Source organism: Corynebacterium sp. CNCTC7651, from assembly GCF_021496665.1.
Taxonomy (GTDB): Bacteria; Actinomycetota; Actinomycetes; order Mycobacteriales; family Mycobacteriaceae; genus Corynebacterium.
Genome location: NZ_CP071246.1, coordinates 585,786 through 598,754, shown reverse-complemented (window position 1 = coordinate 598,754; position 12,969 = coordinate 585,786). Strand labels below are relative to the sequence as shown.

Here is a 12,969-nt window from a genome sequence, read left to right as displayed (position 1 = left end):
CAATACTTATGACTACACCGCAACCCTCATCCCAACGTTCATCCCAGTACCCCATCACCGGACCGGACGGCCTCGCGCGGCCGCCCTGGGCCGCCACCGACCCGCTATTGCGCGACTATTACGACACCGAATGGGGCATGCCCGTACGCGACGAAGCCGGCATGTTCGAGCGCCTCTGCCTCGAGGGCTTCCAGGTCGGCCTGTCCTGGCGCCTCATCCTGACCAAACGCGACGCACTGCGCACCGCGTTCCACGGCTTCGACCCGGACAAGGTCGCCGCCATGGAGGGCATTGAGCACTTGCTTGACGACGATTCTTTGATACGCAACCGCAGAAAACTCGCCGCCCCGCTGATCAACGCCAAAGCCACCCTGGCCTTGCGCGAAGAAGGTACCGACCTCGCGGAATTCATCTGGTCCTACCAGCCCGACGCCACCCCTGTGCCTGCGAGCATGGAGGACGTACCCAGCCAGTCCCCGGAGTCTGTCGCGTTGGCGAAAGACCTCAAAACCCGTGGTTTTACGTTCGTCGGACCCGTGACCATGTATGCGCTGATGGAGTCCACCGGCATTGTGGATACCAACCTGGTGGGAACGTGGCGCCGCGGGGCATCCGGGGTGTGGGTGTAGCGAGCTTGCCGTTTCATCTGCATCCTGGGTGCCATGACCTCACAGCAGATGCATGTCGGCGAAGCCATTGTGAAAACCCTGGAGACCCACGGCGTGGACCACGCTTTCTTAGTCCCCGGCGAGAGCTTCCTCGCCGTGTTGGATGGGCTGCACGATTCTCCCGTTAAGGCCATTGTGTGCCGCCACGAAGGCGGCGCGTCCTTCGCCGCGGAGGCCCACGGCAAGGCCACTGGCCAGGCTGGGGTGTGCATGGTGACCCGCGGTCCCGGCGCGGCGAACGCCAAAATCGGCCTTTACACAGCGTGGCAGGACGAGACGCCGATGGTGCTGTTCATCGGCCTGGTGCCTACCGAGGACCGGTACCGCGAATCCTTCCAGGAGTTCGACGCGAACGCATGGTTCGGGGACATCACCAAAGGCGTGTACGTGATTGACGCACCGGAGCGCGCCTCCCGGATTGTCGCCGCCGCGTTCCACCTCGCCATGTCCGGCCGCCGCGGGCCGGTGGTGGTGGGCCTTCCGGAGGACATTATTGAGGAGCCGTTTGCAGGCACCATCGCGCAGCCGCACACGCGGGCGGCAGGCGCGGTGTCGCCAGCAGATCTCGAAGCCGTCGGGGCTGCGTTGCGCACCGCGAAGCGGCCCCTGATCTTTGAGGGCGGCCAGGGCTGGACCCAAGACGCGGCGGATGCGTGGCAGCGTTTCGCGGAAGAGCACCAGATCCCCGTGCTCAACGACATGCGATCCAGCGACAAGATCCACTTCGACTCCCCGCGAACGCGGGCTGGCTGGGCACTGCCCGCAACGAGGACACGGCGGCGCTGCTTGAGCAGGCGGACGTGCTGATCCAGGTCGGCGCCAAGCTGTGGGATAAGCCCAGCGACAACTTCTCGCTGCGCCAGGAGCTGGACCGCGTGAATGTGGTGATTAGCGCGGACCCGGACCAGATTGCCAACAGCGGCGCCATCACCCACCACGTGTTGGCGGACCCGGCGACGTTCGCGGAGGCGCTGGGCAGCGTCAACCTGGACGGCAAGCCAGACACCGCCGAGTGGTTCGCAGAGGCTCGCGAGATCCACGAGGCATTCAGCACCATCCCGCCGGCCGGGGAGCGGTTCCCGAACTTGCCGGAGGGCGCGGTGGATATGTACGGGGTGATGGAAGCGATCGTCGAAAAGCTGGATGCGCGAGCGCTGTGCACCTACGGTGCCGGGAACCACTGCTTCTGGCCGCAGCGCTTCTTCCCCACCAGGGCCTACCCTTCGATGCTGGCGACGCGGCTGGGCGCGATGGGGTATTCGGTGGCGTCCGCGATGGCGGCGAAACTGGCGGATCCGGAGCGCACCGTGGTGGCGTTTACTGGCGACGGCGAGTTGATGATGAACGGCCAAGAGCTGATCACCGCGGTGCGGTATGAGACCCCGATGCTGGTGGTTGTGGTGGATAACCAGCAGTACGGCACAATCCGGGCGAACCAGGAGAAGCACTACCCTGGACGTGTGGAGGGGACGCAGCTGGTCAACCCGGAGTTCACGCTGTGGGCGCAGTCCATGGGCGCGTGGGCCGAAAAGGTTGAGGTGGACGACGAGGTCCGGGGTGCCGTCGACCGCGCTTTCGAGCAGGTCGAGGCAGGCCGCGTAGCGCTATTGCACGTGGTGGTGGACCAGGATCACGCCACGCCGGAGGGCAGCGCGGAGGCGTAGCTATAGTCCTTAGCCCCTAGTCGCAGTCCATTTCGGCGAAGGCTTCCTCCAGGGAGTCGTGTTCCTCGCGGGACTCCTCCCACACCTCCTGGAAGGCGAAGAGGTTCACCGCGCCGATGATCAGGCCGGCGATGATGTCGAACCACGCGGTGGCCCACACAAAGGTGAGCAGGCCGGCGACGATGATGAGGATATTGGCCAAAGCATCGTTGCGGGCGGCGAGCCACGCGCCGGTGGTCAGGGAGGAGCCGGCGTCGCGCACCCGCAGCAGGATCACGGCGCAGATGAGGTTCACCACCAGCGCACCAACCGCCGTGGCAGTCAACCCCTCGGGCGACGGTGCAACCGGGTTGAGCAGCTTGTGCACCACCATGGCGAAGGCCGCGATGGCGGGGATGAGGATAAGGAACGCGAGGACGCCGCCAACCGCACGACGCGGAGCCGATGTTCACCGCCACCGCGAACTCGACAAAGAAGTAGGCCAAGTTGAGCAGGGCCACAACGAGAACGGCCCGCCGGATCCGTTGGGGAGACATAAACGGGGACGCTACCCCTTTCGTGAGGCAGGCACTATTGCGTCATACCCCCTGGGGGTATATCGTCGACACTATGAGCCACCACGACACCCACGAACACCACCACGAACACCACCACGACCACGGCGGGCACGGGGACCACGGCGGGCACGGGGACCACGGCGGGCACGGGGACCACGGCGGGCACGGGGACCACGGCGGGCACGGGGACCACGGCGGGCACGGGGACCACGTTGCCCAGTTCCGCCGCCTCTTCTGGATCATGCTCGCCCTGTCCATTCCGGTCGTCGGCTTCAACGCGATGTTCGCCGACTTGATCGGCTACTCCCTCCCTGACATCTCCTGGGTGCCGTGGGTTTCCCCGGTGTTGGGCACGGTTATTTACTTCTGGGGCGGGTGGCCATTCCTCACAGGAGCGGTGGCTGAGATCCGCCAGCGTCAACCCGGCATGATGCTTTTGATCGGGCTCGCCATCACCGTCGCGTTTGTTGCGTCATGGCTCTCCAGCCTCGGGGTGCTGCCGCACACCTTGAACTTCTGGTGGGAGCTCGCCCTGCTTGTGGTGATCATGCTGCTGGGGCACTGGATTGAGATGCGCTCGCTGGCGCAGACCACCTCGGCATTGGACTCGCTCGCCGCGCTCCTTCCGGACGAAGCGGAAAAGGTCGACGGCGACGATGTCATCAAGGTCGCGCCGGCAGAACTTGAAGTTGGCGACGTGGTCATCGTGCGTCCCGGTTCGTCGGTGCCGGCCGATGGCGAGATTATCGACGGCAGCGCCGCAATGGACGAGTCCATGGTCACCGGCGAGTCGAAAACGGTGCGCCGCGAGACCGGTGAGCACGTTGTGGCTGGCACGATCGCGACCGATTCTGGCCTCCGGGTGAAGGTCACCGCGACTGGCAAAGACACCGCACTCGCTGGAATTCAGCAGCTGGTCGCGGATGCGCAGGCATCGTCGTCACGCGCTCAGCGCGTCGCCGACACCGCCGCAGGCTGGCTGTTCTGGTTCACTATCGGTGCCGCGGTGATTACGGCGGTGGTGTGGAGCTTCCTCGGCCAGCCTGACTCGGCGGTGGAGCGCACCATTACCGTCTTGGTCATTGCCTGCCCGCACGCGCTTGGCCTCGCCATTCCGCTCGTGGTTTCGATAGCCACGGAGCCCGCTGCTCGCGCTGGTGTCCTAATCAAGGACCGCCTCGCGCTGGAATCGATGCGCAACGTCGACGCGGTGCTGTTTGACAAGACCGGCACTCTTACTCAGGGTGAACCAACTGTCACAGGTGTGGAGGCCGTCGAGGGTTACAGCAAAAACGAGCTGCTGGCGCTCGCCGCCGCGGCAGAGTCGGACAGTGAGCACCCCCTAGCTCGCGCAATCGTCGGCGCCGCGGAGGAACAGCAGCTTGAGATTCCCCGCGCCAGCGACTTCTCTTCCTCCCCGGCGGTCGGCGTTAAGGCCACGGTAGACGGCACCGTCATCGAGGTAGGCGGCCCCTATCTTCTCGACGAGCACGGTGCTGACGAGCTCGACGTGGCCGACACCTGGCGCAAGGAGGGGGCAATTATCCTGCACGTGCTTGCGGGCGGCCGCGTCATCGGTGCCCTCCGCCTCGCCGACAAGATCCGCGACGAATCCTTCGACGCGGTCAAGGCGCTCCACGCAGCGGATGTGCAGGTTGTGATGATCACCGGCGATGCCGAAGCCGTTGCCCAGAGCGTCGCGGAAGAGCTAGGCATCGACCGCGTCTACGCGGGTGTGCGCCCGGAGGACAAGGCCGCGAAGGTGAAAGAGCTGCAGCACGAGGGACGAACGGTAGCCATGGTTGGTGATGGCGTGAACGACGCACCGTCCCTGGCGCAAGCCGATGTTGGCATCGCGATCGGCGCGGGCACCGATGTGGCCATCGGATCCGCTGGCGTCATCCTGGCATCATCCGACCCGCGCTCGGTGCTTTCAATCATCGATCTATCGCGCGAGGCTTACAAGAAAATGCGGCAGAACTTGTGGTGGGCGGCAGGTTACAACTTGGCCGCCGTGCCGCTCGCGGCCGGCGTGCTCGCACCCATTGGGTTTATCATGCCGATGAGCGTGGGGGCCATCCTCATGTCGGCTTCTACCGTAATTGTGGCCCTGAACGCCCAGCTGCTGCGCCGCCTCGATCTCACTTCAGAAGCCAGCACTGCCCGACTTCTCGATTCCGCACAGTAAAGGCACCCCACCATGTCATCTGAACCCACCCACTGCGCCTACATGAGCGACAAAGACCGCTACATAGCCAGACTCAAGCGCATCGAGGGGCAGACACGGGGCCTCCAGCGCATGATCGAGGAGGAAAAGTACTGCATCGACATTCTCACTCAGATCAGCGCGGTCAACTCAGCCCTGGAAACGGTCGCGGTGTCGCTGCTCCGAGACCACCTCAGGCATTGCGTCACCGAGGCAGTGAAAAATGACGAAGGCATCGAGGAGAAAATTGCCGAAGCGACCGCGGCCATCACCAGGATGCTTAAATCCTAAAGCGCGCGGACGAGGGACTTTGTGGAGCTAAGGGGAATCGAACCCCTGACCTTCGCATTGCGAACGCGACGCTCTACCAACTGAGCTATAGCCCCGCACAGCGAGCAAGGTTACTCCCCACGTTTCGGGAACCGAAATCGCCTGCGTGTGCGGGTTCAAGTCCGAAATTCAGGTTAGGCCACGCGCTCGTCGCGGAAGTGGCCGCGCTCCGGCTCCGGCTGGCGGTAACGCGGCAGGTGGTCGAAATCCGGGCTCTCATCGTCCAAGTTCAGGATGACGGATCCCGCGCGGCGACGCTCCCCCGCGGCCGGCGCAGGGCGCTCCACCGTATCCACCCCCAAGCGTGCGCGGCGCAGCTGGCGCATCCGGCGTGCGCGGAGTGCCCGCTCCTGCTTGACCACGCGACGCAGCGCAACCATGAACCACACTGTGAGCGCGACAGAGATCGCAGGCAGCACCCACACCCAGCCGCCGGCAACAACGGCCGCGACAAGGGTGATGACGCAGGCGATGATCAAGCCGAGCAACGTGCGCTGGCGGCGCTTCAGGCGGTCCGCGCGAATGCGCTCGTCCCGCTTCGGGTCCCAGCCGCCGCGGCCCTTGTGCGCCTCCGCGTAGGCAATGTCATCCTCGTTGGCTTCAACGGGTGCATCGGCCCCATCGGCTGCCTCGATATCTTCAGCGTTAACGGTGTCGTCCGCGGCATCGGCCTCGGTGTCCTCGTTGCCCGCGGCTGCCTGCTCGTCCGCGTAACCGAAATCGGACGGCGCAAGGTAGGTCTCGTCGAGCTCGTAGATGGAGGAGCCAGCCTCTGCATCCTCGTCGTCCTCGTGGTCCGCCGCTTTGATCACGGAGTACGCGGTGGAGCCGCCAGCAGGGGTCTCCTCGGTCTCGGCATCCGCCGCCTCGGTCTCCTCAACCTGCTCGGTCTCCGCAACCTCAGCCTCAGCAATGGGCTCGATCACGGCTACGCGCGAGCTGCCTGCGCGCTTGGGAAAGAGGGGGCGCAGTGCTCCCTTGGTGTCGTCGATAAGCACCTGCTCCTCATCGGCCACGGCCTCTACGACCTCGTAGTCGTCGGAGGACGTGTCGTGGCGGTGCACGTCAGCGGCGGTGAGCTTGGGGCGGCGGCGGGTGGCGACGGGCGCGGTGCCGCCTTCCAGCAGCACGCGAGTTTCCTCGTAGCCCTCGCCGGAGCGGCGAATCGGCTTGTTGTTTCCCAGCGCCAGTGGCGCCAAGACGATCACCCACACGACAATGATCAGCACAATGATCAGGCTCGGGCTGCCCATGCGGCGTGCCACCTTTCGTTCACGTCACCCACGATTGCTTCCCTCCCAAGCTATCGGCGGAACCCGCCGATACTCCCCCGGCGCGCCGAAGAACCGCCACCCAATTCGGGCTAACGGATGCGCCCGGCATCCCGCAGCCGGCGCACTGCTGTTGTTGGGTAGTCCTCCACGTTCAAAGCGACGAAGTGGTGGTCGCGCCACTGGCCGTCGATGTGCAGGTTGCGGCGCATGAACCCCTCCTCACGGTAGCCGCACGCTTTGAGCACTCGGCCAGACGCCGGGTTGTACGGCAGGTAGGTCGCCGTCACGCGGTGCATGCCCACGCGGCCGAACGCGTGGTCCGTGCCCAACGCGCACGCGGCCGTAGCCACCCCGCGGCCCATGTAGGGGGAAAAGACCCAGTAGCCAATCCAGCACTCGCTTACCGCCCCGTGCTGGATGTTGCCCAGAGTGACTTGGCCGGCGAACTGGCCGTCCACCTCAATGACAAATGGGACCACCACGCCATCGCCCGCCAGGCGCCTCAGGTTCAGGTAGGTGTTGCGCCAGGCGGCGGCGGAGTGGGCCTCCCGCCACGTCCCGTGGGTGGTGGGCTCGACGGGTTTCAGCCAGTCTTCGTCGTGGGTTCGCATGTGCATCCACGCTTCGCCGTCGCGTGAGGTCAAGGGCCTGAGGGCGAGGGAGGAGCCGTCGTTAAGCGTGAGCCCCGGAGTGCGCTCGGGCCAGCCTGGAGTGGGGGCGCGGAAGGGCGCCAGCATGCGGTCGAACACTAGGACCGCTGCTGGAGGAACTCGACGTCGACGATGTCGCCCGGGCGGACATAAGTCACGCCCTCCGGGAGGCAGATCATGGCGTTGGCCTCGGCGAAACCGGCCAGCAGGTGCGCGGCACCCCCGCTCGGCTTGCCCAGGCTCTCCACCAGGTAATCGCCCGTATCGGCATCGCGCATCAGGCGGGCGCGGATGTAGCCGCGGCGGCCACCGACGGACTCGATGGCGCGCAGGGAACGCGCGCGGACCGGGCGGCGCGCCGTGGATGTCTTGCCTAGGGAGGTACGAATCACCGGACGGATGATCGTCTCCGCGATGATCAGTGCGCTGACCGGGTTGGACGGCAGCAAGAAGGTGGGAATGCGCTCCTCCCCCAGGAGCCCGAAGCCCTGCACGGAACCCGGGTGCATGGCCACGCGAGTGGTGTCAACCTCCCCCAGCTCGCGCACAATGTCCTGCACCGCGCCTGCGCCGGAGCCGCCGACCGCACCACAGATAATCACCAGCTCGCTGCGTGCCACGTGGCCCGCAATCACCTCGCGCAGCTGGCGCGGCTCTGCGTTGATAATGCCGGCGCGGTGCACATCCGCCCCAGCTTCTTCCGCGGCAGCCGCCACCACGTAGGAGGCGACGTCAAACACCTGGCCCAGACCAGGATCGCGGTCCACGTCCACAAGTTCCAGGCCGTAGCTCATCACCGTCACCCGCGGGCGCGGATACACCAGCACTTTGTCGCGCCCCGCGGCAGCGACAAGGCCGATCTGCGCTGGCCCCAGCACTGCACCTTGGCGCACTGCGACGTCGCCGGGCTGAATGTCGTCGCCAGGGCGGCGCACGAAGTCCCCGCTACCGACGGGGCGCTCCGGGGATACGCGCTTCGTGCCACGGTCGGTCCACTCCAGCGGCAGAACGGCATCTGCAAGCGTGGGCAGCGGGGCGCCGGTGGCCACCCGCACCGCCTGGCGCGGCTGCAAGCGCAGCGGTTTTTGGGATCCCGCAGCAACCTCACCCACTACGGGGAGGGCGGCCTCGCGGGGCTGGTCACTGGCGGCACCCAGACCAACTGCGCCGCCCACGTCCACCGCGCGGACCGCGTAGCCGTCCACGGCTGCTTGGCTAAACCCCGGCAGTGGTTTCGTGGCGCTGACCTCTTCGGCGCACATTAACCCGAGCGCATCCGCGATGCTCACACGCACCGGTTCCGGTTTCACCGCTGCGTCGACCACCATTGCCAGCTGGTCTTCAACACTGCGCATAGGGTTTGCCCTCGCTTTACCTAAGCCTGCTCAGCGCGGCGCACCACCTCAGGGTGTTCCGCTTCAAAGTCGGCGATGATCTGGGTGATCGCGGTGTAGAGCGCCGGGCCGTACTTCGGGTCCCGCAGGCCGAAGTCCACATTCGCCGGGATGTAGCCGCCCGGGTTACCCAGGTCGTGGCGCTTCCCGTCGTGCACCACCACATGCACCGGGTGGCCTTCCTGGATCATGAGTTCAATCGCATCCGTGAGCTGCAACTCGCCGCCTTTACCCGGGGTAATCCGACGAAGCGCGTCAAACACCGCACGATCCAACAAGTAGCGCCCAGTAGCCACCAGCGTCGACGGGGCTTCCTCCTTCGCAGGCTTTTCCACCATGCCGCGCACCTTGAGCACTTCAACGCCGTCAACGGTGCTGTCAGCGGGTTCCACATCGAACACGCCGTAGTTGAACACCTCATCCGGCGTCACATTGAACGCGCACAACACAGACCCACCGAACGCTTCGCGCGCGGCGACCATCTTCTCCATCACGCCGGTGGGCAGCACCAGGTCATCCGGCAGCATAACTGCCACCACGTCTTCTTCCGCATCCAGCGCGGTCTCAGCGCACCCCACAGCGTGACCAAGCCCCAAAGGCTCATCCTGCGTCACTGCAACAGCGTGGATCAGCCCGTTGGCGCGGGAAACCTTCTCCGCCTGCTCGTCCTTGCCCCGCTCCAGCAGGCGGTTGCGCAGGGTGGAGAATTCGCCGAAGTGGCGCATGATCTCCTGCTTGTCCGGGGCAACCACAATGGCCAGACGCTCGGCGCCGAGTGCCGCGGCTTCTTCGGCGATGAGTTCAATACCTGGGGTGTCGACTACCGGCAGGAGTTCCTTCGGCACCGTTTTGGTGGCCGGGAGGAACCTCGTGCCCATCCCCGCCGCCGGCACAACCACCGTGCGCACCGCCGCGCGGGAAGGATCCTGAACCTGACCGATAGACTTCTGCATAAAGAGGAAGCTTACCCGCCGCAACGGGCGAAATTGTGTCCGACCCGGCGAGGAAAGGATGCTGATGCAGGAGCTGAAGAGCGACGTTGCCGCGCAAAAACAGCGCCTCCGCAAGACCGCGCAGGAGCACCGAGCCCAACTGCGCCGCGACCCGGACCGCAAGGCAGCGCTCGACCACGCGTGCGTGGAGAACATCCTTGCCTACATCGAGCATTTGGGCGCGGCGGGCCGCCCCATCACGGCCTACGCGCCGCTGCCGTCTGAGCCCGGGCCCGCCGACCTCGCCTCCCGCCTTGCCGCTGCCGGCCACCCCGTATGGCTCCCGATCTCTCTGCCGGACGGCGTGCTCGCATGGGCGCGCGCAGACGCAGGCACTCGCCCCGGAGCGCTGGGCATCGCGGAACCGGCAGGGCCGCGGTTCAATTCGAATGTCCTGCGCTCCTGCGCGCTTGTCATCGCGCCGGCGCTTGCCGTGGACGCTAGCGGCATGCGCCTGGGCAAAGGCGCGGGGTACTACGACAGAGCACTGGCTGGGCTGCACGTCCCCGTCGCTGCGCTGATCTACGACGGAGAGCTCACCGCCGCCGTCCCCCACAGCCCCCACGACATGCCCGTCAACGCCGTGATCACCCCCTCCGGCTTCCGCGAATTCGCGCCCGATGGAACCGGGGACGCCCGGCACACGTCTAATACGAATGGAGACATTCACTGACCGCTTGCACACACTCGCGCTCCCAGGGCATCACCGCAGCACCGCGATCCGCCGGGCGCTCGCCGCTGGCTTGGTGCTGGCCGCCGTGTGCAGTTTGCTTTTCGACGTTCAATCGACCGACCCCACAGTCACCACCTTTGCCAGGCACGTTCCCGCGGGCGCGGTGTTGATCGCGGATGATCTGGCACGGATACGCCTACCTGCCGAGGTCGTGCCTGAAGGCGCGCTGGCAGACCCTGATGAGGCAGTGGGGGCCATCCTCGCCGCGGGTGCAGCACCCGGCGAGGTGGTGACAAAAACGCGGCTGGTGGGCCCCGACTTGGTCAGCGCGTTGGTGGCGGATGAGCCGCCGGGCGAGGACTTCACCATGGTGCCCCTCCCGCTGGCGGAGCCGGACATTATCCCGATGTTGCACCACGGCGCGCGGGTGGATGTGATCGGCCAAGGCCCCCGCGTGATCGCTACCGGCGGGCGCATTGTCACCGTCGGTGAAGAAGGTACCGTCTTGGTGCTACTGCGACGCTCCCAGGCGGCAGAAGTAGCGGCGGCATCGCTCAGCGACCCGCTGACGGTGGTGCTCGCCAGCTCCTAGCCGTGGTGCGGCGGGCGCTCGTTCTCGTAGAAGTCCTTGCCGCTCAGCTCTTCGGAGGCGAACTCATCCAGCTGCACGACGCGTTCTGCGTCACCCTCGTGCTCCGCACCGAAGGCGCTTGCGCCGGGGCGGTCCGCCGTGCGGTCATATTCAACGTCTGCCTTACGCCGCGCGCGGCGGCGCTGACGGGGTTCACTCCCCCGGGGTTCACTCGCCATATGTTCTCGGGGTCCTAGTAGGCGCTGTGCTCGTTGAGCTCTGCAATGAGGTGGTGCACCAGCGGGCCGATCGTAGCCACGCCGTCGCGGATTGCCTGGCGGCTGGGGGCCAAGTTCACCACCACGGTGGAACCGGAAACACCGCAGATGCCGCGGGACGTGCAAGCATCTACCGCGCCGCACGCCTGGCCGGAGGATCGAATGGCTTGGCCAACGCCGGGCACCATCTTGTCAATCACCGCGCGGGTGGCCTCAGGGGTCTTGTCGCGCGCACCCACGCCGGTGCCGCCGATGGTGAGGACCAGGTCCACACCGCCTACCACACCGGTTTCGATGACCTTGCGGATCTCAGACTTCTTGGACTTCGCGCGCACCACAGCGTCCACCTGGAACCCCATTTCGGTGAGCAGTTCGGAGACAAGCTTGTGCGTGTCATCTCCCGGTCCCTCGAAGCGGCGGTCCCCCACCAGGACAATCAGGGCGCAAGGTGTGCCCGGAGCGTTGTTCTCCAACTCTGCTGCGCGCAGGAAATCCTCGTCCGGCTCGAGGAAGTCGAGCGAATCCTGGGAGGTAGCCATGCGTGGGATGTTACTCGGTACTCAGTGTCACATCTACCGTTCTCGGTGGAGTTATCCGGAGAGCGCACTTCAAGCTTCACCGTCTCCCCAAATTCTCGGGAGCGGGTGGCGGCAATCAGGGCGTCCGCGGAGTCAATCACCCGGTCGTTGAGACGGGTGACTGTCTCCCCCGCCTTGAGCCCGGCCGCCTCGGCTGGGCTATCTGGCTGCACCTCTGCGATCAGCGCGCCGTCCGTCCCGCTTTCGTACACACTCACCTGCACGCCAAGCATGGGCTGCTTCGCTTCGCCGGTATCAATGAGCTGTTGCGCAACCCGCTTTGCAAAGTTGGAGGGGATGGCAAAGCCCAAGCCAATCGACCCGCCGGAGCCGGAGCCGCCGAACCCTCCCGACGACAGGGACGCGATCACGGAGTTCATGCCGATCAGCCGTCCCTCCATATCCACCAGCGGGCCGCCGGAGTTGCCGGGGTTGATCGCCGCGTCGGTCTGAATGCCGTCCATGAGGGAGCTTTCTCCCCCGCCCTGCCCAGCGCGCACCGGGCGGTTGAGTGCGGAGACAATGCCGCTGGTCACCGTCGCGGAAAGCCCCAGTGGAGACCCCACAGCCACTACCTCTTGGCCCACGCGCAGCGCGTCCGAGTCACCGAACTGGATGACGGGAAGGTCCTGCACGCCCTCGATCTTCAGTACGCCGATGTCCGTGTTCACATCCGAGGCCACGAACGTTGCGGGGTGCCTACTGCCGTCGTTCAGCGTCACGGTGATCTTGGATCCTGCCGCCGCTGCCCCCTCGATCACGTGGTGGTTTGTCAGCACATACCCGTCGGAGGAGATGATGGAGCCGGACCCTTCGGCGAGGCTTCGCGTGCCCTGCACCTCGATAGACACCACCGCCGGCAACACCGTGGCCGCGACCTTCTCCACCGAACCCGCCGGTGCATGTTCAATGCTCTCCCGCACCGGCTCCTCCAAAGCGTTCTGCGTCACAGACGTGCTCTTGCCCGCCGATCCCGCCACGTACCCCGCGCCGCCTCCCACTAGCAGCGACGTGACAACTGCCGCGGCCACCGCGGGCCACACGCTCGGACGCTGCCGCTTTTCGACGATCGCCTGCGGCGCCGGCGCCCATACTTGCTGATCAACCATGCGCGACATTGTGCCGTAGTGCGCT

General features: G+C 65.9%; 14 protein-coding genes, 1 tRNA gene and 1 pseudogene. 7 read left to right on the top strand and 9 right to left on the bottom strand.

Features of this window, described 5'->3' with window-relative positions; translation table 11 throughout:
• Window positions 1–8: 8 nt before the first annotated feature.
• The 3 genes from JZY91_RS02965 to JZY91_RS11800 are packed head-to-tail and all read left to right on the top strand — an operon-like array spanning window position 9 to window position 2,332.
• A complete protein-coding gene (locus JZY91_RS02965) occupies window positions 9–629 on the top strand; it encodes a DNA-3-methyladenine glycosylase I (RefSeq protein WP_234948488.1) in 621 nt (206 codons plus the stop codon).
• A gap of 33 nt (window positions 630–662) precedes the next feature.
• The gene (locus JZY91_RS11805) at window positions 663–1,475 is read left to right on the top strand and encodes a thiamine pyrophosphate-binding protein (RefSeq protein ID WP_350354601.1); all 813 of its coding nucleotides are present in this window, start codon (window positions 663–665) and stop codon (window positions 1,473–1,475) included.
• Window positions 1,469–2,332, top strand: a complete 864-nt coding sequence (locus JZY91_RS11800; RefSeq protein ID WP_350354602.1) for a thiamine pyrophosphate-dependent enzyme — start codon at window positions 1,469–1,471, stop codon at window positions 2,330–2,332. Before JZY91_RS11805 ends, JZY91_RS11800 begins: the two co-directional genes overlap by 7 nt.
• 16 nt (window positions 2,333–2,348) lie before the next feature.
• Here the strand turns inward: JZY91_RS11800 and JZY91_RS02955 are convergent, their stop codons facing one another.
• Window positions 2,349–2,705: a cation transporter gene (locus tag JZY91_RS02955; protein ID WP_234948487.1), complete on the bottom strand. Its 357-nt coding sequence runs from the start codon at window positions 2,703–2,705 to the stop codon at window positions 2,349–2,351.
• 236 nt (window positions 2,706–2,941) lie between these two features.
• On the opposite strand from JZY91_RS02955, the gene JZY91_RS02950 reads away from it, so the two are divergent.
• Together JZY91_RS02950 and JZY91_RS02945 are read left to right on the top strand one after the other, a co-directional pair.
• A complete protein-coding gene (locus tag JZY91_RS02950; protein ID WP_370639245.1) occupies window positions 2,942–5,077 on the top strand; it encodes a heavy metal translocating P-type ATPase in 2,136 nt (711 codons plus the stop codon).
• A 12-nt stretch (window positions 5,078–5,089) separates the two neighbouring features.
• Window positions 5,090–5,386: a metal-sensitive transcriptional regulator gene (locus JZY91_RS02945; protein WP_234948486.1), complete on the top strand. Its 297-nt coding sequence runs from the start codon at window positions 5,090–5,092 to the stop codon at window positions 5,384–5,386.
• 22 nt (window positions 5,387–5,408) lie between these two features.
• On the opposite strand, the gene JZY91_RS02940 is transcribed toward JZY91_RS02945, so the two are convergent.
• The 5 genes from JZY91_RS02940 to JZY91_RS02920 all read right to left on the bottom strand — a co-directional run bounded on the left by JZY91_RS02940 (window position 5,409) and on the right by JZY91_RS02920 (window position 9,696).
• A tRNA-Ala gene (locus tag JZY91_RS02940) sits at window positions 5,409–5,481 on the bottom strand.
• 78 nt (window positions 5,482–5,559) lie between these two features.
• On the bottom strand, window positions 5,560–6,678 hold the full coding sequence (gene glpR, locus JZY91_RS02935; RefSeq protein ID WP_234948485.1) for a gephyrin-like molybdotransferase receptor GlpR: 1,119 nt from the start codon (window positions 6,676–6,678) through the stop codon (window positions 5,560–5,562).
• 110 nt (window positions 6,679–6,788) lie between these two features.
• Window positions 6,789–7,436 (bottom strand): GNAT family N-acetyltransferase, encoded by a 648-nt coding sequence (locus JZY91_RS02930; RefSeq protein ID WP_234948484.1) that lies wholly within the window; start codon window positions 7,434–7,436, stop codon window positions 6,789–6,791.
• 11 nt (window positions 7,437–7,447) lie between these two features.
• Window positions 7,448–8,704: a gephyrin-like molybdotransferase Glp gene (glp, locus tag JZY91_RS02925; protein WP_234948483.1), complete on the bottom strand. Its 1,257-nt coding sequence runs from the start codon at window positions 8,702–8,704 to the stop codon at window positions 7,448–7,450.
• Window positions 8,705–8,724: 20 nt separating this feature from the next.
• Entirely contained in the window at window positions 8,725–9,696 is a 972-nt protein-coding gene (locus JZY91_RS02920) for a UTP--glucose-1-phosphate uridylyltransferase (protein ID WP_234948482.1), read from the bottom strand.
• Between the two features lie 64 nt (window positions 9,697–9,760).
• Between JZY91_RS02920 and JZY91_RS02915 the strand changes: the two genes are divergently transcribed.
• Together JZY91_RS02915 and JZY91_RS02910 are read left to right on the top strand one after the other, a co-directional pair.
• Window positions 9,761–10,408 (top strand): 5-formyltetrahydrofolate cyclo-ligase, encoded by a 648-nt coding sequence (locus tag JZY91_RS02915; protein ID WP_234948481.1) that lies wholly within the window; start codon window positions 9,761–9,763, stop codon window positions 10,406–10,408.
• Window positions 10,392–11,000, top strand: a complete 609-nt coding sequence (locus tag JZY91_RS02910; protein ID WP_234948480.1) for an SAF domain-containing protein — start codon at window positions 10,392–10,394, stop codon at window positions 10,998–11,000. The genes JZY91_RS02915 and JZY91_RS02910 overlap by 17 nt, the downstream gene beginning before the upstream one ends.
• Here JZY91_RS02910 and JZY91_RS02905 read toward each other — a convergent pair.
• From JZY91_RS02905 to JZY91_RS02895, 3 genes and pseudogenes are all read right to left on the bottom strand, one after another.
• Window positions 10,997–11,218 (bottom strand): hypothetical protein, encoded by a 222-nt coding sequence (locus tag JZY91_RS02905; protein ID WP_234948479.1) that lies wholly within the window; start codon window positions 11,216–11,218, stop codon window positions 10,997–10,999. The genes JZY91_RS02910 and JZY91_RS02905 overlap by 4 nt on opposite strands.
• Window positions 11,219–11,232: 14 nt before the next feature.
• A complete protein-coding gene (locus JZY91_RS02900; RefSeq protein WP_234948478.1) occupies window positions 11,233–11,796 on the bottom strand; it encodes a molybdenum cofactor biosynthesis protein B in 564 nt (187 codons plus the stop codon).
• A 10-nt stretch (window positions 11,797–11,806) separates the two neighbouring features.
• Window positions 11,807–12,953, bottom strand: a pseudogene (locus JZY91_RS02895) (trypsin-like peptidase domain-containing protein).
• Window positions 12,954–12,969 lie beyond the last annotated feature (16 nt).